The sequence below is a fragment of the Phycicoccus sp. HDW14 genome (assembly GCF_011383005.1).
Classification (GTDB): Bacteria; Actinomycetota; Actinomycetes; order Actinomycetales; family Dermatophilaceae; genus Phycicoccus.
This window is the reverse complement of record NZ_CP049935.1, coordinates 2,195,911-2,215,139: the sequence shown is the minus strand read 5'-3', so window position 1 is coordinate 2,215,139 and position 19,229 is coordinate 2,195,911. Positions and strand designations below refer to the sequence as shown.

The 19,229-nt window shown below is 73.8% G+C and carries 18 protein-coding genes and 2 pseudogenes; 9 read left to right on the top strand and 11 right to left on the bottom strand.

Annotated elements, in window-relative coordinates; all coding sequences use genetic code 11:
• Nucleotides 1-103: 103 nt before the first annotated feature.
• From G7075_RS10820 to G7075_RS10795, 6 genes and pseudogenes are all read left to right on the top strand, one after another.
• Nucleotides 104-1,039: a hypothetical protein gene (locus G7075_RS10820; protein ID WP_166121726.1), complete on the top strand. Its 936-nt coding sequence runs from the start codon at nt 104-106 to the stop codon at nt 1,037-1,039.
• Between the two features lie 35 nt (nt 1,040-1,074).
• Nucleotides 1,075-1,596, top strand: coding sequence for an AAA family ATPase (locus G7075_RS10815; protein WP_166121724.1), 522 nt, complete (start codon nt 1,075-1,077; stop codon nt 1,594-1,596).
• Nucleotides 1,597-1,618: 22 nt separating this feature from the next.
• A pseudogene (locus tag G7075_RS10810) lies at nt 1,619-2,478 on the top strand (tryptophan 2,3-dioxygenase).
• A 92-nt stretch (nt 2,479-2,570) separates the two neighbouring features.
• Complete coding sequence (locus G7075_RS10805; RefSeq protein WP_240917545.1) at nt 2,571-3,443, top strand: PfkB family carbohydrate kinase; 873 nt, start codon at nt 2,571-2,573, stop codon at nt 3,441-3,443.
• 32 nt (nt 3,444-3,475) lie between these two features.
• A complete protein-coding gene (locus G7075_RS10800) occupies nt 3,476-3,925 on the top strand; it encodes a DNA-binding protein (RefSeq protein WP_166121722.1) in 450 nt (149 codons plus the stop codon).
• Nucleotides 3,918-5,237 carry a serine/threonine-protein kinase gene (locus G7075_RS10795; RefSeq protein WP_166121720.1) on the top strand — a complete coding sequence of 440 codons (1,320 nt, stop codon included), beginning with the start codon at nt 3,918-3,920 and terminating at the stop codon, nt 5,235-5,237. Before G7075_RS10800 ends, G7075_RS10795 begins: the two co-directional genes overlap by 8 nt.
• On the opposite strand, the gene G7075_RS10790 is transcribed toward G7075_RS10795, so the two are convergent.
• The gene (locus tag G7075_RS10790) at nt 5,210-7,168 is read right to left on the bottom strand and encodes a VWA domain-containing protein (RefSeq protein ID WP_166121718.1); all 1,959 of its coding nucleotides are present in this window, start codon (nt 7,166-7,168) and stop codon (nt 5,210-5,212) included. The two genes, G7075_RS10795 and G7075_RS10790, sit on opposite strands and share 28 nt — an antisense overlap.
• A 99-nt stretch (nt 7,169-7,267) precedes the next feature.
• Nucleotides 7,268-7,690, bottom strand: coding sequence for a MerR family DNA-binding transcriptional regulator (locus G7075_RS10785; RefSeq protein ID WP_166121717.1), 423 nt, complete (start codon nt 7,688-7,690; stop codon nt 7,268-7,270).
• A gap of 101 nt (nt 7,691-7,791) precedes the next feature.
• On the opposite strand from G7075_RS10785, the gene G7075_RS10780 reads away from it, so the two are divergent.
• Complete coding sequence (locus G7075_RS10780) at nt 7,792-8,985, top strand: acyl-CoA dehydrogenase family protein (protein WP_166121715.1); 1,194 nt, start codon at nt 7,792-7,794, stop codon at nt 8,983-8,985.
• Nucleotides 8,982-10,559, top strand: coding sequence for an acyl-CoA carboxylase subunit beta (locus G7075_RS10775; RefSeq protein ID WP_166121713.1), 1,578 nt, complete (start codon nt 8,982-8,984; stop codon nt 10,557-10,559). Before G7075_RS10780 ends, G7075_RS10775 begins: the two co-directional genes overlap by 4 nt.
• Before the next feature lie 27 nt (nt 10,560-10,586).
• Here the strand turns inward: G7075_RS10775 and G7075_RS10770 are convergent, their stop codons facing one another.
• The 7 genes and pseudogenes from G7075_RS10770 to G7075_RS10745 all read right to left on the bottom strand — a co-directional run bounded on the left by G7075_RS10770 (nt 10,587) and on the right by G7075_RS10745 (nt 16,516).
• Entirely contained in the window at nt 10,587-10,904 is a 318-nt protein-coding gene (locus tag G7075_RS10770; protein ID WP_166121711.1) for a transcriptional regulator, read from the bottom strand.
• Entirely contained in the window at nt 10,901-11,392 is a 492-nt protein-coding gene (locus G7075_RS10765) for a hypothetical protein (protein WP_166121709.1), read from the bottom strand. The genes G7075_RS10770 and G7075_RS10765 overlap by 4 nt, the downstream gene beginning before the upstream one ends.
• 63 nt (nt 11,393-11,455) lie before the next feature.
• Entirely contained in the window at nt 11,456-12,100 is a 645-nt protein-coding gene (locus G7075_RS10760; RefSeq protein ID WP_166121707.1) for a nucleoside triphosphate pyrophosphatase, read from the bottom strand.
• Between the two features lie 35 nt (nt 12,101-12,135).
• Entirely contained in the window at nt 12,136-12,570 is a 435-nt protein-coding gene (locus G7075_RS22760) for a ubiquitin carboxyl-terminal hydrolase 14 (protein WP_371814237.1), read from the bottom strand.
• On the bottom strand, nt 12,567-14,030 hold the full coding sequence (locus tag G7075_RS10755) for a cation:proton antiporter (protein ID WP_371814051.1): 1,464 nt from the start codon (nt 14,028-14,030) through the stop codon (nt 12,567-12,569). The genes G7075_RS22760 and G7075_RS10755 overlap by 4 nt, the downstream gene beginning before the upstream one ends.
• A 38-nt stretch (nt 14,031-14,068) precedes the next feature.
• Entirely contained in the window at nt 14,069-14,620 is a 552-nt protein-coding gene (locus tag G7075_RS10750; protein ID WP_166121705.1) for a TetR family transcriptional regulator, read from the bottom strand.
• A gap of 209 nt (nt 14,621-14,829) precedes the next feature.
• Nucleotides 14,830-16,516: pseudogene (locus G7075_RS10745) on the bottom strand (DUF885 domain-containing protein).
• A 66-nt stretch (nt 16,517-16,582) separates the two neighbouring features.
• Here G7075_RS10745 and G7075_RS10740 point away from each other — a divergent pair.
• Nucleotides 16,583-17,245 carry an MOSC domain-containing protein gene (locus G7075_RS10740; protein WP_166121703.1) on the top strand — a complete coding sequence of 221 codons (663 nt, stop codon included), beginning with the start codon at nt 16,583-16,585 and terminating at the stop codon, nt 17,243-17,245.
• Between the two features lie 114 nt (nt 17,246-17,359).
• On the opposite strand, the gene G7075_RS10735 is transcribed toward G7075_RS10740, so the two are convergent.
• Nucleotides 17,360-17,578 carry an acyl-CoA carboxylase epsilon subunit gene (locus G7075_RS10735; RefSeq protein ID WP_166121701.1) on the bottom strand — a complete coding sequence of 73 codons (219 nt, stop codon included), beginning with the start codon at nt 17,576-17,578 and terminating at the stop codon, nt 17,360-17,362.
• Entirely contained in the window at nt 17,575-19,203 is a 1,629-nt protein-coding gene (locus G7075_RS10730) for an acyl-CoA carboxylase subunit beta (protein ID WP_205860476.1), read from the bottom strand. The genes G7075_RS10735 and G7075_RS10730 overlap by 4 nt, the downstream gene beginning before the upstream one ends.
• Nucleotides 19,204-19,229: the final 26 nt, after the last annotated feature.

Genomic DNA, 19,229 nt, shown 5'->3' with positions numbered 1-19,229 from the left:
CGGTATGACAGCGCTGTCAACACCCCGAGTCCCCAGTCCCTCCACGATCGGCCTGCACCGCCGCCTCGCCCGCCTGTGCGACGCCTCCGGTCACATCCGCACGATGGCCATCGACCATCCCGAGAACTACCTCAAGCTCTTCGACGCCGACCTGTCCGCCGTGCGGTTCGAGGAGGTCGTCGAGTCCAAGCTCGAGATGGTGCGAGCCCTCTCGCAGCACGCGACGTCCGTCCTGCTGGACCCCGTGTGGAGCCTCGGGCAGTCCGTGGCCGCCGGGGCGGTGCCCGGCGACGTCGGGCTGGTCAGCGGCATCGAGGACCTCTACTACCGGCCCGACAGCGCGGTCGGCTTCGACACCGAGCTGCGGCTCAAGCCGGGCTGGGACCCCGCCGTCCTCGCGACGCTCGGGGTCGACGCGGCCAAGCTCGTCGTCTTCCACCGGGAGGACCAGGACGAGGAGCTCGTGGCCCGACAGCACGCGGTCGTCGCCGAGGCCGCGGCGCAGTGCCGGGCCCAGCAGATGCCGCTCGTCGTCGAGCCCCTGTGGTTCCCGGTCGGTGACGAGGACACCGCCGACCCGGCCGTCCAGGCGGTTCGGCGCAGCAGCGTGCTCTCCTCGGCCCGCTCGTTCCGGCAGGCGGGTGCCGACATCATGAAGGTCGAGTTCCCCGTCGTCGACCTCGACGACCTCGATGCCGCCCACGAGGCCTGTGCCGCAATGGACTCCGCCATCGACGGACCGTGGGTGCTGCTCTCGGCGGGCGTGACCTACGAGGGCTTCCGGACCCAGCTCGACGTCGCCGCCGACCACGGCTGCAGCGGCTTCATGGCCGGTCGGGCCATCTGGGGCGACGCCGTCGGACGGATGGACGCGCCGGCCCGGGCGGCCGGTGCCGAGCTGGCCGCCCGTCGCCTCGACGAGCTCGCCGAGGTGCTCGAAGGCCGGGGCGCGCCGGCCTGGACGCCGGTCGATCCGGCCGAGGTCGCCTCGCTCATCGGCCCCGAGTGGTACCGGGGCGCGGTCGGCTCGTCGTCCTGATGACGGGATCGGGAGGCCCGGGTCGGCTGCTCTGCGTGGGCGGCCCCCCGGGCTCGGGCAAGACGACCGTCGGGTCGCTCGTGGCCCGCTCGGCCGGGGCGGCCCTCGTCGACCTCGACAGCGTGACGACGCCGCTCGTCGAGGCGGTGGCCGTGCTCGTCGGCGAGCCGGTCGACCTCGACGCTCCGCGCTTCGTCGCCCTGCGTGATGCGCGGTACGCCTGTCTCGCAACGGTGGTCGCCGACTGCCTCGGGACCGGGGTCGATGTCGTGGCCGTCGCGCCGTTCACCCGCGAGGCCGTCGGCGGGACGTGGTCGGCCTGGGGTGCCGGGGCCGGTGCGTCGTCCGTCACGACCTGCTGGCTGTCGGTCGGGGAGGAGGTGCTCGCCGACCGGGTGCGGGCCCGGGGGCTGGCGCGGGACCTCGCGAAGAGCGGGGCGCCGGTGCGTCCGGCCGTCGTCGACCCGGCGGGCGTCGACCTGCTCGTCGACGCCGGCGACGCCGACCCCGGCGCCGTGGCCGCCCGCGTGCTCGCCGGGTGGTCGGCGGGTCGCTGAGCGCGGTGGCACGATGGCCGCCATGAACGACGACGCGGTCGACCGGGCCCAGCGAGCGCTCGAGGAGGGCATCTCGCGCGACTTCAGCACGGCGATGTCCTACGGCGCCTACCTCGACCTCGACACCCTGCTGTCGGCGCAGCACCCCCGCAGCGAGCCGCCGCAGCACGACGAGCTGCTCTTCATCGTCCAGCACCAGGTGTCCGAGCTGTGGCTCAAGCTCCTGCTGCACGAGCTGCGTTCCGCCCGAGCCCTGCTCGCTGCCGACGAGCTCGCGCCGGCCCTCAAGCGGCTGGCCCGCGTCAAGCACGTGCAGCGCCAGCTCGTGGACATGTGGGACGTGCTGGCCACCCTGACGCCGAGCGAGTACGCCCTCATCCGGCCCTTCCTCGCGACGAGCTCGGGCTTCCAGAGCGACCAGTACCGCTCGGTCGAGTTCCTCCTCGGCAACAAGAACGCCGACATGGTGCGGGTCTTCGAGCACGACGAGCGGGCCCGGGTCGGCCTCGAGGCGCTGCTCGCCGAGCCGACGCTGTACGACGAGTTCCTCCGGCTGCTGGCGCGCCGCGGGTACCCGGTGCCGCCGGCCGTGCTCGAGCGCGACGTCACCGCGCCGTACCGGCTCGTGCCCGAGCTCGTCGAGGTCTTCGCCTCGGTGTACGCCGCCCCCGACGAGCACTGGGGGTGTACGAGACCTGCGAGGAGCTGGTCGACGTCGAGGACCTGTTCCAGCAGTGGCGTTTCCGCCACCTCCAGGTCGTCACGCGCACCATCGGGCACAAGACCGGCACCGGGGGCTCCAGCGGCGTCGACTTCCTGCGCCGTGCCCTCGACCTCACCTTCTTCCCCGAGCTCTACGAGGTCCGCACCGAGGTCGGCTGACCCCGTGCTGACCCCGCTCGCCGCTAGGGTCGGCGCATGGCCGCCCCCGCGTCATCCACACCGCGCAGGCCCTCGTCGACGCCGTCCTCGAGGTGCCGGTGCTGCCCTCGCGCGGCGGCAACGTCATGGCCGGGTCCTACCACCGGTACGCCGGGGGAGCGGTGACGATCCTGCTCGCCGCCGCTCGTTCCGGGGCCCACGCGGTGCATGCCGGGGCGGTGGGCACGGGTCCGAACGGCGACATCGTCCTCGCCGCGCTGGCCGCCGACGGCATCGAGGTCTCCGCGCCGCCCGTGCCCGACCTCGACACCGGCGTCTGCGTCGTCCTCGTCGAGCCGACGGCCGAGCGCACCTTCGTCACGACGCAGGGGGCCGAGCGCGCCATCACCGCGCAGTCCCTCCAGACGAGCGACCCGCAGCCGGGCGACCTCGTCTGCGTCAGCGGCTACAGCCTCCTCGGACGCACGCGCGACCCGCTCGTCGAGTGGCTCGAGGGCCTCCCCGACGGCGTCGTCGTCGTGCTCGACCCCGGCGCCGCCTTCGTCGAGGCCGACGCCCGGGTCCGCGACACGGTCCTCGGTCGCACCGACGTGTGGACGGGCAACGCCGACGAGGCCGACGCCCTCGCCGGGGTCCGCGGCATCCGCGAGGCCGCGCAGGTTGTCGCCGGGATGCTGCGCCCGGAGGCCGTGACCATCGTGCGCGACGGCCCGCGCGGCTGCCTCGTGCGTGAGGGGTCGGACCAGGTCTTCGTCCCCGGGCACCCCCGCCGGCCCGTCGACACCAACGGGGCGGGCGACACGCACACCGGCGTCCTCCTCGCCGAGCGGGCGGCCGGGCTGTCGTGGACGGATGCCGCCGCCCGGGCCAACGCCGCCGGTGCCCTCAAGGTCACCCGGCGCGGCCCCGACACCGCCCCCACCCGGGCGGAGATCGACGCCTTCCTCGCCGGCCGACCGGCCTGACCCGTCGGCCGGCCCTGCCTAGACTGGCGCGCGTGACCTCGGCCGATGCCCTCGACCAGCAGCGCAGCCTCTACGGCGCGCCGCTCGCCGACCTCGTCTCGGAGGCGACCCGAGCCCTCGGCCTGACCCAGGGGCGCCTCGCCGAGGTGCTCGGCCTCTCGGCTCCGATGCTCTCCCAGCTGCTCAGCGGCCAGCGCGTCAAGATCGGCAACCCCGCTGCGGTGCACCGGTTGCAGGCCGTGCTCGCGCTGGCCCGACAGGCGTCGGGGCTGTCGGCGGACGCCGTGGCCCACCGGCTCGCCGAGATCCGGGCCGAGCAGGCGACGCTGACGAGCGACCCAGCCTCGGACGCCGCCGCCGCCGCCCGGGCCCTCGGGCGGGTGCTGCCCACCGAGGAGCTGCTGGCCGCCGCAGGGCAGGTCGGGTCGCCGGCCCTCGCCGCGCTGCTCCGCCAGGCCGCCGACCTCGCCGGCCGTGGGTGAGGTCTTCGCGGGCAGGTACGAGCTGCTCGACCTCATCGGTGAGGGGGGCATGGGGTCGGTCTGGCGGGTCTGGGACCGCCGGGAGGAGCGAGTGGTCGCGGCCAAGGTGCTGCGCCAGTCCGACGCGGTGTCCCTGCTGCGCTTCGTGCGCGAGCAGGCCGTACGCGTGCGCCACCCGCACGTCCTGACCCCACTCGGCTGGGCGGGGGAGGACGACCGCGTCCTCTTCACGATGCCCGTCGTCGACGGCGGGTCGGCGGCCAGCCTGGTCGGCGACCACGGCCGGTTGCCACCGCTGCTCGTCGCCGAGCTGCTGCGCCAGCTGCTGTCGGCCCTGGAGTCCGTGCACGGCGCCGGACTCGTCCACCGGGACGTCAAGCCGGCCAACCTGCTCCTCGTCGCGACCGGCACGGGGCGTCCGCACGCGCTGCTCACCGACTTCGGCATCGCCGTCGACGAGGACGGGCCCCGCTTCACCCGTAGCGGGGCCGTCACGGGGACGCCGGGGTACATCGCGCCCGAGGTGGAGGAGGGCGCCGACCCCGCCCCGGCCGTCGACCTCTACGCGGCCGGGCAGGTGGCCCGGGCCCTGCTCACCGGCACCCGCCCCTCCGACCCGGCCGCGGCAGTGCTCCCCGAGGGAACCCCGCCGGCGCTCGCGTCGGCCGTCGCCGCCCTCACCGACCCCGACCCCACCGCAAGGCCGGCCTCGGCCGGGGCCGCCGGCGACCTGCTCGCCGACCCCTCGCTCGCGTGGACGGACGCGGCGCTCGGCGAGGTCGAGGTGCTCACCCACGTGCCGGCACCCGGCGACGGCCGCCGGCAGCTGCGGGTCGACCCCGTCGACGACCTGCCGACCCGGGTCGCGGCGCCGACCATCCCCCCGCCACCGGAGGCCGACGACCTATCGGTCAGCGCGTCGCGCCCCGGGTCACCGCGCGGTCCGCGCCGTCCGCTCGTGGCCGTCGCCGCAGCGGCCGTGCTGGTCCTGGGTGGCGGGCTGGCCTGGTGGGCCGTCGGCACCGACGGCGATCCGGACCCGGGCACGACACCCACACCCACGGCCTCGCCGTCCCGGTCGGCCACGCCGACTCCGAGCGGAACACCCTCGACCTCGTCCCCGTCACCCACCCCGTCGCCCAGCCCGTCGACGAGCCGGGGGAGCGTGCAGGTGGGGACGGTCGTGGTCCGGGTCGGGCAGGAGTGCTCGTTCAGCGACGTCGGGCTGCGCGAGGAGACGATCGCCGGCGAGCCGGTGGTCTGTCGGCAGCGCGACGACGGCCGCTACGCCTGGGACCCGCCCGGCGGCTGAGTCGGCCCCGTGCCGCGACCGCGACGCAGGGCGTACAGCACCCCACCCGCACCGAGCAGCGCCACGAGGCCCCCGCCGGCGACGATCGGCCACGGGCTGCCGTCGTCCTTGTCACGGGCCGGGCCGGACGCCACGGGAGTGGTCGAGGCCGAGGGCGTGGGGGAGGCCGAGGGCGTCGTCGACGGGCCCGTGGCCGCGACCGCGCCGGCGTACTGCGGTGCACCGGTGGGTGATCCCTCGACGGCGACCCGGAGCCGGACGTCGACCGGGGCGGCGCTGTCCGCGCCGTCGGGCTCGTCGGTGCGGCCCACGGCGAAGTAGTAGTAGCCGGCGAGCGAGGCCTTGCGCAACTGCACGAACGAGTACGGACCGTTGCCGAAGGCCGTGCGGTTGGCCCACCGCACCTCGGGGGTGTACTCGGTGAGCTGGAGCGAGGTGCCCGCCGGGCCGAGTGACCCGGCGTTGCGGGGCTCGCCCGAGGTGCGGGTCAGGACCGCCCGGTCGGGCGCGTAGACGTCGACGGCGAACCCGGTGTACGAGGTCGAGCCGAGCGTCAGCTTTTCACCGGGCTCCGGGGCGTCGACGGTCAGCGCGGCGCGCTGGCCCCAGTCGAGGCGCACCCGGTAGAAGATCTGCTCGGCGGGCAGGAGGGTGTCGCGGTACGTGCCGGGCGTCAGCGTCAGCGCGTCGGAGAAGCCGCCGCCCCCGACCACCGTCTCCCCGGCGCCCGAGGCGGGCGCGACCAAGGCCTTCACCCCGGTCGGCTCGAGCGTCGCGGGCAGGCCGGTGGCGTCGCGCAGGGCCGGCTCCTCGATGTAGAGGACCTCGACGGGGACGTCCTGGTCGACCCCCTTCGGCCGGTGGACGCTGACCCGCAGCGTCGTCGCCGTGTGGCAGGGGTCGGTGTCCGAGGCGTCCTCCGGGCCGTCGACGCGGATCTGTGAGACGACCGCCTCGGCGCGGCGGCCCGGGTCGAAGCGCAGCGCGTTGTCGTTGCGGCACTGCTTGCCCTCGGGCGTCATGACCGTGACGTCGAGGCGCTCCGTGGAGTAGGACTCGGGGTTCGCGGGTGGCCGGGCGGTGAGGGAGAGGCGGATCGTGGAGCCGGCCGTGCGCTGCACCGCGTAGTACCGCGGGGCGGTCCCCACGGCGAAGGTGTCGGTGTACTGACCCGGGGTCAGCACGGGAGCGGTCTCGGCGGTCTCGGTGGCGACCACCGGGGTGCCGCTGACCGTGAACGGGCGCAGGGCCCGCTGGGAGAGCTTGCCGAGCGAGGTGGCGAGCGCCCCGGCGTCCTCGGCGTCGTAGTAGGTGCCGCGCCCGGCGTCGGCGATGCACTGCAGCTGCTTGCGGGCCTTCGCCGAGACCGCGAAGCCCACGGTGTCGATCTGCAGGTCGACGCCGTCGGCGACGAGCTTCTTCACCGTGGGGCACGGGTCGGGGACGCAGGACTCCTCGCCGTCGGAGACGAGGACGATGTTGCGCTTGCCCGTGGGGCCGAGGTCGGCCAGCGCCTTGGTCAGCGAGTAGGCGATGGGGGTCTCGCCGACGGCCCGGAAGCGGGAGATGGCCCTGGTCAGGGCGGGCCGGTCGAGTGCGCCGACCGGCACCACGGCCTGGCTGTCCGCGCAGGCGGCCTTCGTCGGCTTGCCGTTGCTGTCGACCGTCGCGCCGTAGACCCGCAGCCCGACCTGGCTGTCCTCCGGCAGGGCGCCGACGACCGAGGTCAGCGCCTTCTTCGCGGCCTCGATCTTGCTCAGGCCGGAGGGGTCGGGCTTCTTCATCGAGCCGGAGGCGTCGAGCATGAGCAGCAGGCGTCCCGGCGTGGTCTCGTCGGCCGGGCTCGGCGCAGCGGCGGCCACGCCGAGCCCGAGGGCGACGACGACGGTGGTGGCCAGTGCCGTGAGGCGTGACGTGCGGTGGTGTGACATCGGATCCTCCCCTGTGTGTTCGCGATCGCAAACGTAGTGTTTGCGATCGCGAACGTCAACCCCGGTGCGGGCCCAGCCTAGGGCGGCGACGGGACGGGGTCAGCCGAGGCGCTCGAGGTCGGCGCGGCAGCGGCGCTCGAACTCGGTGAGCTCGGAGAGGGCGGCCTCGAGGTCGCGGCGGCGCTGCTCGAGGTCCTCGCGCCGCTCGTCGATCTGGCCGAGCACGTACTCCAGCTGGCTGCGGCGGCCGCGGGGCGCGTCGTAGAGGTCGATGATCGTGCGGATCTCCTCGAGCGGGAAGCCGAGCCGCTTGCCGCGCAGGATCAGCCCGAGGCGGGTGCGGTCGCGCCGGTGGTAGACGCGGGTCGTGCCCCGGCGCTCGGGGGAGATCAGCCCGAGCTCCTCGTAGTGACGCACCGTGCGGTGGGTGACGCCGAACTCGTCGGCCACCTCGGCGATGGTCCGGGTGCGGTCGTCCGCACCGGGGGTACGGGCCGCGCGGGTGGTGCTCGGGCTTGTCACGAGGGCGAGTATTGCTTTACGTTGACGTCAACGTCAAGAACGTGACCACCTGCCGGCCGCCGCGACCCGGGGCCGGGGACCCGAGCGCGAAGGGGCGCACCATGTACGAGCTGGGCAAGGACCACGAGGACTTCCGGGCGGTCGTCCGCGAGTTCGCCACCGAGGCCGTCGAGCCGCACGTCGCGCAGTGGGACCACGACCACCACTTCCCGACCGACCTCGTGCCACGGATGGGCGAGCTCGGTCTCTTCGGGCTCGTCGTGCCGGAGGCGTTCGGCGGCTCCCTCGAGGACGCCGACGGCGGCGCGTTCACCAGCCTCTGCATCGCCATCGAGGAGCTCGGCCGGGTCGACCAGTCCATCGGCATCACCCTCTCGGCCGGTGTGGGCCTGGGCATCAACCCGATCCTCACGTACGGCAGCGAGGAGCAGAAGGAGCGCTTCCTCCCCGACCTCGTCGCCGGGCGCGCGCTCGCCGGCTTCGGGCTCACCGAGCCGGACGCCGGGTCCGACGCGGGCGCCAGCCGCACGAAGGCCGTCCTCGACGAGGCCACCGACGAGTGGGTCGTCGACGGCGCCAAGGCCTTCATCACCAACTCGGGCACCGACATCACCTCGGTCGTCACCGTCACGGCGCGCACCGGCACCCTCGAGAACGGCCGCCCCGAGATCTCTGCCGTGATGATCCCCTCCGGCACACCGGGGTTCACCGTCGAGCCGGCCTACCGGAAGATGGGCTGGAACATCTCCGACACCCACGGGCTCTCCTTCTCCGGATGCCGCGTGCCGTCGGGCAACCTGCTCGGCGAGCGCGGCCGCGGGTTCCACCAGTTCCTCAAGACCCTCGACGACGGCCGCATCGCCATCAGCGCCCTCGCCCTCGGTCTCATCACCCGGATGCGCGAGGAGGCCGCGGCGTACGCGAAGTCCCGCACCGCCTTCGGCCGTCCGATCGGCGTCAACCAGGGCGTCGCCTTCCCGGTCGCCGACCTCGCCGTCATGGAGGACGCCGCGCGCCTGCTCACCTACCGGGCGGCCTGGCTCAAGGATGAGCACGAGGCCGGGCGCCGCTCGGTCGAGGAGGTCAAGCAGGCCGCGGCCAAGGCCAAGCTCTACACGTCCGAGGCCGCGGTCACCGCCACCCGCATCGCCACCCAGGTCTTCGGTGGCAACGGCTTCATGGAGGAGTACCCCGTGGCCCGCTTCTACCGCGACGCGAAGATCCTCGAGATCGGCGAGGGCACCTCCGAGGTGCAGCGCATGGTCCTCGCGAAGGGCCTCGGCCTCCCGGCATGAGCGACATCGTGACCCCCGACCCCTCGGCCGACCCCCGCGTCGCCGACGTGCGGGCCCGTCTGGAGGCGGCGCACGCGGCCTCGGCCGCGCCCACGGAGAAGGCCGCCGCCAAGCTCGCGAGCCAGGGCAAGCTGTACGTCCGCGACCGGCTCGACCTGCTGCTCGACGCCGGCTCGTTCGTCGAGGACGGCCGCTACGCCAACTCGCGCGCGGCCGGGCTGCCGGCCGACGGCGTGGTCACCGGGCGGGGCACGGTCGAGGACCGGCCGGTCGTCGTCATCGCCAACGACCCCACGGTCAAGGCCGGCTCGTGGGGCGCCCGCACGGTCGAGAAGATCGTCCGGGCGACGGAGACCGCGCTGCGCGAGGAGCTCCCGGTCTTCTGGCTCGTCGACTCGGCGGGCGCCCGCATCACCGACCAGGTCGAGATGTTCCCCGGCCGCCGCGGCGCCGGCCGGATCTTCCACAACCAGGTCGCGCTGTCGGGCAAGGTGCCGCAGATCTGCTGCCTCTTCGGCCCGTCGGCGGCCGGTGGCGCGTACATCCCGAGCTTCTGCGACGCGATCATCATGGTCGAGGGCAACGCGTCGATGTACCTCGGCAGCCCGCGGATGGCCGAGATGGTCGTCGGCGAGAAGGTGTCGCTCGAGGAGATGGGCGGCGCGCGGATGCACTGCACGGTCTCGGGCGTCGGCGACCTGCTGGCCGCCGACGACGCAGAGGCCATCGAGCTGGCCCGTCTGTGGTTCTCGTACCTGCCGGACACCTGGCACTCGGCCCTGCCGACGTACCACCCCGAGGAGCCGTCGGCGCCGCTCACCCGGGCCAGCGTGCCCGAGCGCGAGAGCCAGCCCTTCGACGTCCACGAGCTCATCGACGGCCTCGTCGACGAGCACAGCTTCTTCGAGGTCAAGCCGCTCTTCGCGCCCGAGCTCGTCGTCGGCTTCGCACGGATGGCCGGCGAGAGCGTCGGCATCGTCGCCAACAACTCGGCCGTCAAGGGCGGTGTGCTCTTCACCGACTCGGCCGACAAGGCGTCGCGCTTCATCTGGCTGTGCGACGCCTTCTCGATCCCGCTCGTCTACCTCGCCGACGTGCCGGGGTTCATGATCGGCTCCGAGGTCGAGCGCGGGGGCATCATCCGGCACGGCGCGAAGATGGTCTCCGCCGTCGCCTCCGCCACCGTGCCGCAGTTCTGCGTGGTGGTCCGGAAGGCCTACGGCGCCGGTCTGTACGCGATGGGCGGTCCGGGCTTCGGCCCCGACGCGACGATCGCCCTGCCGACCGCCCGGATCGCCGTGATGGGCCCGGAGGCCGCGGTCAACGCGGTGTACGCCAACAAGATCGCCGAGGTGGAGGCGGCCGAGGGGGTCGAGGCGCGGGACGCGTTCGTCGCCGCCCGGCGGGCCGAGTACCTCGAGGACGTCGACCTCGAGCGGCTGGCCGCCGACCTCGTCGTCGACCACGTCGTCGAGCCCGAGGAGCTGCGCTCCGAGCTGCTGCACCGACTGCGGTACGCCGCCCGACGGGACCGGCACTTCGCGACCAAGCGGCGCGACGTCCCGCCGGTCTGACCCCTTGTGACCCGCAGTTCGACGGGGTCAGCCGCCGGCGATCTCGCGCAGGGCGGCGAGGTGCGACTCGTAGGCCGCCCGGCCGGGGCGGGTCAGCGACAGCCAGGTGCGGGGCCGCTTGCCGACGTACCCCTTGCGGACCCGGACGTAGCCGGCCTGCTCGAGGGTGGACACCTGCTTGGAGAGCACCGAGTCCGAGACCTCGACCTCGTCGCGCACCAGCGCGAACTCGGCCTCGTCGACGGCGGCCAGCGTGGCGACGATGCTGAACCGGACCGGTGCGTGGATGACGTCGTCGAGCCGGTGCCGGGCGTGGCCGGGGCGGGTGGTGCCGCCGGTGCTCACGCCCGGGTCCCGCGCTGGACGACGAGCCCGGCCAGGACCATGGGGACGGCCACGAGCACCCCGGCGAGGACGAGCAGCCCCGGCTCCTCAGCGGTGGCGAGGCCCGCGAGCTCGCGCTGGTGCTCGCGGTAGTTGAACGTCATGACGCCGGCCATGAAGAGCAGGAACGACCCCGCGAGGCCGGAGTAGCAGATCGTGCGCGCCCGCCGCGGCCAGCTGCGCGTGGCCCGCGTCTGCCAGAGCGTCAGCAGCACCAGGAGCCCGGCGTAGGCCGCCAACAGCGGTGTCTGCCAACCCGTTCCCTCGCCCAGCCGGGAGAGCGTCAGGTAGGCGCCCATGATCAGGCCGAAGGCGGCGGTGGCCCGGCCGTGGACGCGCCGGTCGCCGGTGCGGCGTTCGGTGGCTGCCTCGGCGTGGGCGAGGCGGGCGCGGGCCTCCTGGGGCGTGATGTCGTTCATGGTCGGTCCCTCCCGTGTGGTGTCGTTCATGCGGACGACCCTACGAAAGTACTTTCCACTCTGTCAACCACTTGCCGGACGAGATGCCCGCGGTCAGGGGGTGCGCAGGTGGTGCCACGCGATGCCCAGCTCGCCGACCAGCTCGCGCACGAGGGGGAGCGAGACGCCGACGACGTTGCTCGGGTCGCCCTCGATGGCGCTGACGTAGGGGCCACCGAGGCCGTCGAGCGTGAAGGCGCCGGCCACCCGCATCGGCTCGCCGCTGGCGACGTACGCATCCACCTCGTCGTCGTCGAGGTCGGCGAAGTGCACTGTCGTGGAGGCCGTTCCGCCGACCATCCCACCGCTGCCGCCGTCCTCGACGTCGCGCAGGTCGAGCAGCCAGTGCCCGGTGTGGAGGACGCCGGAGCGCCCCCGCATCCGGTGCCAGCGCTCGGTGGCCTCCGCGGCGTCGGCCGGCTTGCCGTGCACCTCCCCGTCGAGCTCGAGGACCGAGTCGCAGCCGAGGAGCAGGTCGGCACCGAGGTCGTCCGGCGCCCCGGCGACGTCCTCGGCCTTGGCGCGCGCGAGCAGGAGGGCGACGTCGGCCGCGTCGAGCCGGCCGTGCCTCGCCTCGGCCTCGGCGAGCGCGGCGTCCTCGTCGACGCCCGAGACCCGGACGAGCGGCTCGACCCCGGACGAGCGGAGGGTCGCGAGACGGGCGGGGGAGGCGGACGCGAGCAGGAGGGTGACGGGCATGCCGCCACGGTAGACGGCGCGGCGCCGTCGGTCGGTCAGCCGAGCACCTCGTCGACGAAGCACCAGCGCCAGGCCTCGCCCGGCTCGATCGAGCGCATCACCGGGTGGGCCGAGGTGTGGAAGTGGGCCGTCGCGTGCTTGCCGACCGAGGAGTCGCAGCAGCCGACGTGCCCGCAGGTCGTGCACGAGCGCAGGTGCACCCACGTCAGCCCCTCCGCCCGGCACTCGGGGCAGCCGTCGGTCTCCGAGGGCGGGTGCGGCGCACCGTCGTCCGCGAGGTGCTCGCAGGCGCCGGCGACCCGCTCGGGCGGGCGCAGCTCTGACTCCCGGACCCCGGCCGTGCGGGTCGCGGCCCACCCCAGCGCCGTCTCCTCGGCGTCGAGCTGGGCCAGCACGCTCGTCAGCACGGCGTGGTCGACCTGCCCCTCCTTGCGGATGCGGAGCAGCTCCTCGCGCTCGTGGTGGATCATCTCGACGCGCAGGCGGGCCCGGGCCTCCGCGGGGCTCTCGCGCTCGCCGGGGCCGAGCGTGCCGAGCCGCTCCCAGCTGCGGTTGACGCGGTCGTCGGCCTGCTGGCGGATGACGGCGAGCACCTCGCGGTCGGTGGCGGGGTCGTCCTCGAGGGCGCGCAGCCCGACGCCGGTCGTCGCGCCGAGCACGGTGGCCTCCTGGAGGGCGTCCTCGCGCGGGTCGGGGCCGCGGACGTCGAGCGCGCGGGCGAGCGCGGGGAGGGTCGTGCCCTGGAGGACGAGCGTCCCCACGGTGACGACGAGGGCGATGAGCACGAGCTCGGGGCGCATCGGCGTGTTCTCGGGAGGGTCAGGGCCGCGGCGAGCGTGACGACCCCCCGCATCCCGGCCCAGCCGCTGACGAGCGACCAGCCGAGCATCGCCCGCCGCTCGGCCCTCCCGCGCAGGACCTGGACGGCCGCCTGCCCGAGCAGCCAGAGGGGCCGCAGGACGAGCACCGTGAGCAGGACGGCGACGGCGACGGCCAGGGTGCGTCCGGTGCCGAGCTCACCGTCCCGGGTGTCCTGCACCAGGCTCCACACCTGGAGCCCGATGAGGAGGAAGACGGCGTTCTCGAGGACGAAGGTGACGCTGGACCAGTTGATCCGCTCGGCGAGCCGCGACGGCGCCGACTGGAGCACCGGTGCCCGGTAGGCCAGGAGCAGCCCGGCGGTGACGACGGCCAGCACGCCGCTGGCGCCCACCACCTCGGCCGGGGCGTAGGCGACGAACGGGGCGATGAACGACAGGGCCGTGTCGGCGGCCACCTCCGTGAGGCGCCGGCGCAGCCATCCGACGAGGAGGAAGGCCACCACGCCCACCGCGACCCCGCCGACGACCGCGACGAGCAGGTCGAGGCCGACCGACCCCAGGCTGATGCCGCCCGGTGCCGCGTCACCGGCGCCGTGGGCGGCGAGCCCGGCGGCGGCCAGCGCGGTGCGCAGCGTGACGAGCGCGGTGGCGTCGTTGAGCAGCGACTCGCCCTCGAGGATCGTCGTGATCTTGCGCGGCAGCCCGATCCGTCGGGCGACGGCGGTGGCGGCCACGGCGTCCGGCGGCGCGACGATCGCTCCGAGCGCCAGGGCGAGCGCGAAGTCGATGTCCATGAGCGCGGACACGACGAGGGCGACCCCGACCGCCGTGAACAGCACGAGGCCCACCGAGAGGCTGAGGATCTTCGAGCGGTAGGTGCGGATGTCGACGAGCGAGCTGGACAGCGCGGCCGAGTAGAGCAGCGGCGGCAGGAGGCCGAAGAGGACGACGTCGGGGGAGAGGCGGACCTCGGGCACCTGGGGCAGCACGGAGAGCACCGCCCCGACGCCGAGCAGCGCGATCGGCACCGGCACCCCACGGGGTGCGGCGAGACGGCTGACGACGATGACGACGAGGACGATGGCGACGACGAGCACGGCGGTCTCCACGGGGAGATTGTGTCCCACGCGCCGTGCCCTGCGGTGCCTCAGCCCGGGTCGGGGCCCTCGAGCCGGCCCGTGAGGTAGTGCTGCAGCACCGGTCCGACCACCTCCGCGAGCTCCTCGGCGTCGGCATCGGCGAGCCCCGGCAGGGCCACGACGTACCGGGCGAAGAGGTAGCCGGTGAGCTGGGCGCCGATGAGGGCCGCGCGCAGGTCGGGCCGGTCACCGCTGAGCATCCGGGCGAGGGGCGTGAGCATCCGGTCGGTGAGGATGCGCTGGACGAGCAGCGCCGCCTCGTCCTCGGAGGCCGCGGCGCGCAGCAGGCCGGTCATCGGCTGGCGGGTGGCGGCGACCTCGAGGCTGCGGATGGTCAGGTCGGCCAGGCGCCGGCCGGCGCGGTCGGGGCCCTCGGCGAGGACGCCCTCGGCGAGCTGGTCGGGGTCGAACGGGAAGTCGACGACGCTGATGAACAGGTTCTGCTTGCTGCCGAAGTAGTGCGTGACGAGGCGGGTGTCGACGTCGGCCTCGCGCGCGACCGCCCGCAGCGTGGTGCGCGGGTAGCCCAGCTCGGCGAACTGGTGCTTCGCGGCGGCCACGATCGCCTCCCGCGTGTTGCTTCCCGCGGGGCGTCGGCCTCGTGCTCGCGGCACCCGTCCTCCTCCGTGTCCGGTCCGGCCACGGCGTTTCCCAGGACAAGTATGGTCCCGCGCGAGGGCTCGGCGTAACCCCCCGCGACGCCACCCTAGGGCCTGGCCGGCGGGCGTGGTGGGGTGGCGTCCTGCGTGTCTCCGGACGGGGGCCGGGGTCAGGCCGGGGCGAGCACCGCCTCGCGCAGGACGTCGAGCCCGACGGACCCCACGTCGAGCGCCCGCCGGTGGAAGTCCTTGAGCGAGAACGCATCTCCCTCTCGGGTGGCGACCTCGTCACGCATCTGGAGCCACAGGCGCTCGCCGACCTTGTAGCTCGGGGCCTGCCCCGGCCAGCCGAGGTAGCGGTCGAGCTCGAAGCGCAGCGTCGACTCGTCGTTGCTGGCGTGCCGGGTCAGCAGCTCCCAGGCCTTGTCGTAGGTCCACTCGCCGCCCCGACCTCGGCCGGGGCCTCGAACCCGCAGTGCACCCCGATGTCGATGACGACCCGGGTGGCCCGCAGCGACTGGGCGTCGAGCATCCCGAGGAGGTTGCCCGGGTCCTCGAGGTAGCCCAGCTCGGCCATCAGTCGCTCGGCATAGAGCGCCCAGCCCTCGCCGTGGCCGCTGACCCAGCACATCATGCGGCGCCACCGGTTGAGCAGCTCGCGCCGGTACACGGTCTGGGCGACCTGGAGGTGGTGGCCCGGGACGCCCTCGTGGTAGACGGTCGTCAGCTCCTTCCAGGTGCCGAACTCGGTGACGCCCTTGGGCACCGACCACCACATCCGGCCGGGACGGGAGAAGTCGTCGCTCGGGCCGGTGTAGTAGATGCCGCCGGTCTGGGTCGGCGCGATGCGGCACTCGATGGTCCGCACGGCCTCGGGGATGTCGAAGTGGCGGTCGGCCATGTCGGCGATGACCTCGTCGGCCTTGACCTGCATCCACTCGCGCAGGGCGTCGGTGCCGCGCAGCAGGTAGGCCTCGTCGCGGTCGAGGTGGGCGATGGCCTCGGCGACGGTGGCGCCCGGGAGGATGCGCGCCGCCGTGGCCTCCATGTCGGCGGTGATGCGGGCCAGCTCCTCCTGGCCCCAGGCGTACGTCTCCTCGAGGTCGACGGTGGCGCCGAGGAAGGAGCGCGACGCCAGCTGGTAGCGCTCGCGGCCGGCGGCGTCGGACTCGGGCGCGCGGTCGAGCAGGTCGGCGGCCAGCCACCGGGCGGCGTCGGCGTACGCGGCGGCCGCGGACTCGACGCCGCGACGCAGGTCGGCCGAGACGGAGTCGTCGAGCGGCTGGTCGCCGGCCTTCGCGTCGGCGAGGAAGGTGGCGAAGAAGCCGTCGGGCGTCGTGAGGTCCTCGCACTGGCGGATGCAGGACTCGACCTGCCGGCGCGGCGTGACCAGGCCGCGGTCGGCGGACTCGCGCAGGGTGCTGGCGTACTGGTCGAGGGCGCGCGGGACCTCGGCGAGGCGCTGGGCGATGGTCGCCCAGTGCTCCTGGGTGTCGGTGGGCATGAGGTCGAAGACGTCGCGGCAGCCCTGCAGCGGGGAGGCGAGGACGTTGAGCTCCATCCGGTCGTAGCCGGCCTCGTGGGTCTCGACGACGAGGCCGAGCCGCTCGCGCATCGCGGAGACGGTGACGCGGTCGACGGCGTCGACGGGCTCGACGGCCGCCAGCCGGGCGAGGGTGTCGCGGGCCAGGTCGGCGTGGGCGGCGTAGCCCTCGGGGAGAGGTCGTCGAGCGCGTGGTCGTGGCCCGGGACGCCGAGGTAGGTGGCCTCGATCGGGCTCATCGCGACGACCGCGTCGAAGTGCGCGTCCGCCACGGCGTCGACGGCGGTGGGCTGGCGGGTGGTGGTCTCGCTCATCCGCCGGACGCTACCCGAGCCGTGCACGCCGGTGCCTCCCCGTTGCCGTCCGCCTAGGCTCGAAGGATGCAGCCGCACATCAGGTCGGTCAACGTCGGGCACGGGCGCTCGGGCATCGGGGTGAAGGGCCGGGTCACGGGCATCGACAAGCGCCCGGTCGACGCCGTCGAGGTGCGCGACCCGGGTCCGCGGGGCACCGGCCTCGGCAGCGGGGTCGTGGGTGACGACGTGCTCAACGCGAGGCACCACGGCGGGTCCCGCCAGGCGGTGTACGCGGTGGCCCGCGAGGAGCTCGACTTCTGGGCGGGGGAGCTGGGGCGCGACCTGGCCGACGGGTGCTTCGGCGAGAACCTCACGACGGAGGGGCTCGACGTCGACGGCGCGCTCGTCGGGGAGCGCTGGCGGGTGGGCGAGGTGCTCCTCGAGGTGTCCGGGCCACGGACCCCTTGCGCGAACTTCGCCGCGTGGATGGGCGAAAAGGGCTGGGTCAGGCGGTTCACCGAGCACGGCCGGCCGGGTGCCTACGTCGCGGTGCTGGAGCCGGGCCGGGTCGCGGTCGGTGACCCGGTCGAGGTGGTCTCCCGCCCGGACCACGAGGTCACCGTGCCGGTCGTGTTGCGGGCGTTCTCGGGTGACTTCGGCGCGGCGCAGGTGGTGCTCGACACCGGCGTGCTCGGCGAGGAGCACCACGCCGAGCTCGAGCGGATGGTGCGGCGACGCGCCCGCTGAGGCCGGTCCCTGCCCCCCAGGTTCCCCGACTGATTGCCCAGAACCCACCTCGAGGGGCCTCTCAGGGCCCTGGGGAGGTGAGTTTCGGGCAATAAGTCGGTCGGGGACGGCGGGTCAGCGGCGGAAGGTGGACTGCCAGGCGCCGGGCCCGTGCCCGACCGGCCGGCGGTGCGCGGCCCGGTGGTCGGCCCAGGTCGAGGCCGCGGACGGCGGCTCGGGGTCGCCGCCGCCACCGGCCGCGGCGAGCACGGCGACGATCGCCGCGACGTCCTCGGCGCTCGCCGGACCCGCGATGCGGATGGCCGGGGTCACCGGCTCGTCGGCGCCCGTCACAGTGGGATGTTCCCGTGCTTCTTGGGCGGCAGGGACGCGCGCTTGGTGCGCAGCGCCCGCAGCGCCTTCGTGACGTTCATCCGCGTGTTCGACGGCGTGATGACGGTGTCGATGTACCCGCGCTCGGCGGCGACGTAGGGGTTGGCCAGCGCGTCCTCGTACTGCTTGATGAACGCCGCGCGCGCCTCCTCGACCGACTCGCCCTTCTCGCCGGCCTTCTTCAGCTCCTTGCGGTACAGGATGTTCACCGCACCCTGCGCGCCCATGACCGCGATCTGGGCGGTCGGCCACGCGAGGTTGATGTCGGCGCCGAGGTGCTTGGAGCCCATGACGTCGTACGCCCCGCCGTACGCCTTGCGGGTGATGACGGTGACGAGCGGCACGGTGGCCTCGGAGTACGCGTAGATCAGCTTGGCGCCCCGGCGGATGATGCCGTCCCACTCCTGGTCGGTGCCCGGCAGGAAGCCCGGCACGTCGACGAGGGTCAGCACCGGCACGTTGAACGCGTCGCAGGTGCGCACGAAGCGGGCCGCCTTCTCGGAGGCGTCGATGTCGAGGGTGCCGGCGAACTGCATCGGGTTGTTCGCGACGACGCCGACCGAACGGCCCTCCACGCGACCGAAGCCCGTGATGATGTTCGGCGCGAACATCGGCGCCACCTCGAGGAACTCGCCGTCGTCGAGGATCCGCTCGATGACCTCGTGCATGTCGTAGGGGACGTTCGGGCTGTCGGGGATGATCGTGTCGAGGAAGCGGTCGTCGTCGGTGATCTCGAGGTCGAGCTCGTCGCCGAAGACCGGCGGGTCCTCCATGTTGTTCGACGGCAGGTACGACAGGAGCGCCTTGACGTACTCGATGGCGTCGTCCTCGTCGGTACCCATGTAGTGCGCCACACCGGACTTCGTGTTGTGGGTGCGCGCGCCGCCGAGCTCCTCGAAGCCGACGTCCTCACCGGTGACGGTCTTGATGACGTCCGGGCCCGTGATGAACATGTGCGACGTCTGGTCGACCATCACGGTGAAGTCGGTGACGGCGGGGGAGTAGACGGCCCCACCGGCGCACGGGCCCATGATGAGCGAGATCTGCGGGACCACCCCGGAGGCGTGGACGTTGCGGCGGAAGATCTCGCCGTACAGACCGAGCGAGGCGACACCCTCCTGGATGCGCGCCCCGCCCGAGTCGTTGAGCCCGACGACCGGGCAGCCGACCTTCATCGCGAAGTCCATGATCTTGACGATCTTCTCGCCGAAGACCTCGCCGAGCGAGCCTCCGAAGACGGTGAAGTCCTGCGCGAACACGGCCACCGTGCGGCCGTCGACCGTGCCGTAGCCGGTGACGACGCCGTCACCGTAGGGCCGGTTCTTCTCCTGGCCGAACGAGTTCGAGCGGTGCCGGGCGTACTTGTCCATCTCGACGAACGAGCCCTCGTCGAGCAGCATCTCGAGGCGCTCGCGGGCGGTCTTCTTCCCCCGCGCGTGCTGCTTCTCGACCGCTCGCTCCGAGCCCGCGTTCGCGACCTCGGCGACTCGTCGCTTGAGGTCGGCCAGCTTGCCCGCGGTGGAGGTGGTGTCGATGTCGGCGGGGACGTCCGTCCCGCCGATGCTGTGCAGGTCGCTCGTCGCCATGCTCCGAGCCTAGCCTTGGCGTCGTG

What these genes read in the sequence shown, in the direction of transcription:
- G7075_RS10820 (WP_166121726.1), top strand. Translation starts at nt 104, where the DNA reads ATGGCCATCGACCATCCCGAGAACTACCTCAAGCTCTTCGACGCCGAC.
- G7075_RS10790 (WP_166121718.1), bottom strand. Translation starts at nt 7,168, where the DNA reads ATGTCACACCACCGCACGTCACGCCTCACGGCACTGGCCACCACCGTC.
- G7075_RS10780 (WP_166121715.1), top strand. Translation starts at nt 7,792, where the DNA reads ATGTACGAGCTGGGCAAGGACCACGAGGACTTCCGGGCGGTCGTCCGC.
- G7075_RS10775 (WP_166121713.1), top strand. Translation starts at nt 8,982, where the DNA reads ATGAGCGACATCGTGACCCCCGACCCCTCGGCCGACCCCCGCGTCGCC.
- G7075_RS10765 (WP_166121709.1), bottom strand. Translation starts at nt 11,392, where the DNA reads ATGAACGACACCACACGGGAGGGACCGACCATGAACGACATCACGCCC.
- G7075_RS10760 (WP_166121707.1), bottom strand. Translation starts at nt 12,100, where the DNA reads ATGCCCGTCACCCTCCTGCTCGCGTCCGCCTCCCCCGCCCGTCTCGCG.
- G7075_RS22760 (WP_371814237.1), bottom strand. Translation starts at nt 12,570, where the DNA reads ATGATCCACCACGAGCGCGAGGAGCTGCTCCGCATCCGCAAGGAGGGG.
- G7075_RS10740 (WP_166121703.1), top strand. Translation starts at nt 16,583, where the DNA reads ATGCAGCCGCACATCAGGTCGGTCAACGTCGGGCACGGGCGCTCGGGC.
- G7075_RS10730 (WP_205860476.1), bottom strand. Translation starts at nt 19,203, where the DNA reads ATGGCGACGAGCGACCTGCACAGCATCGGCGGGACGGACGTCCCCGCC.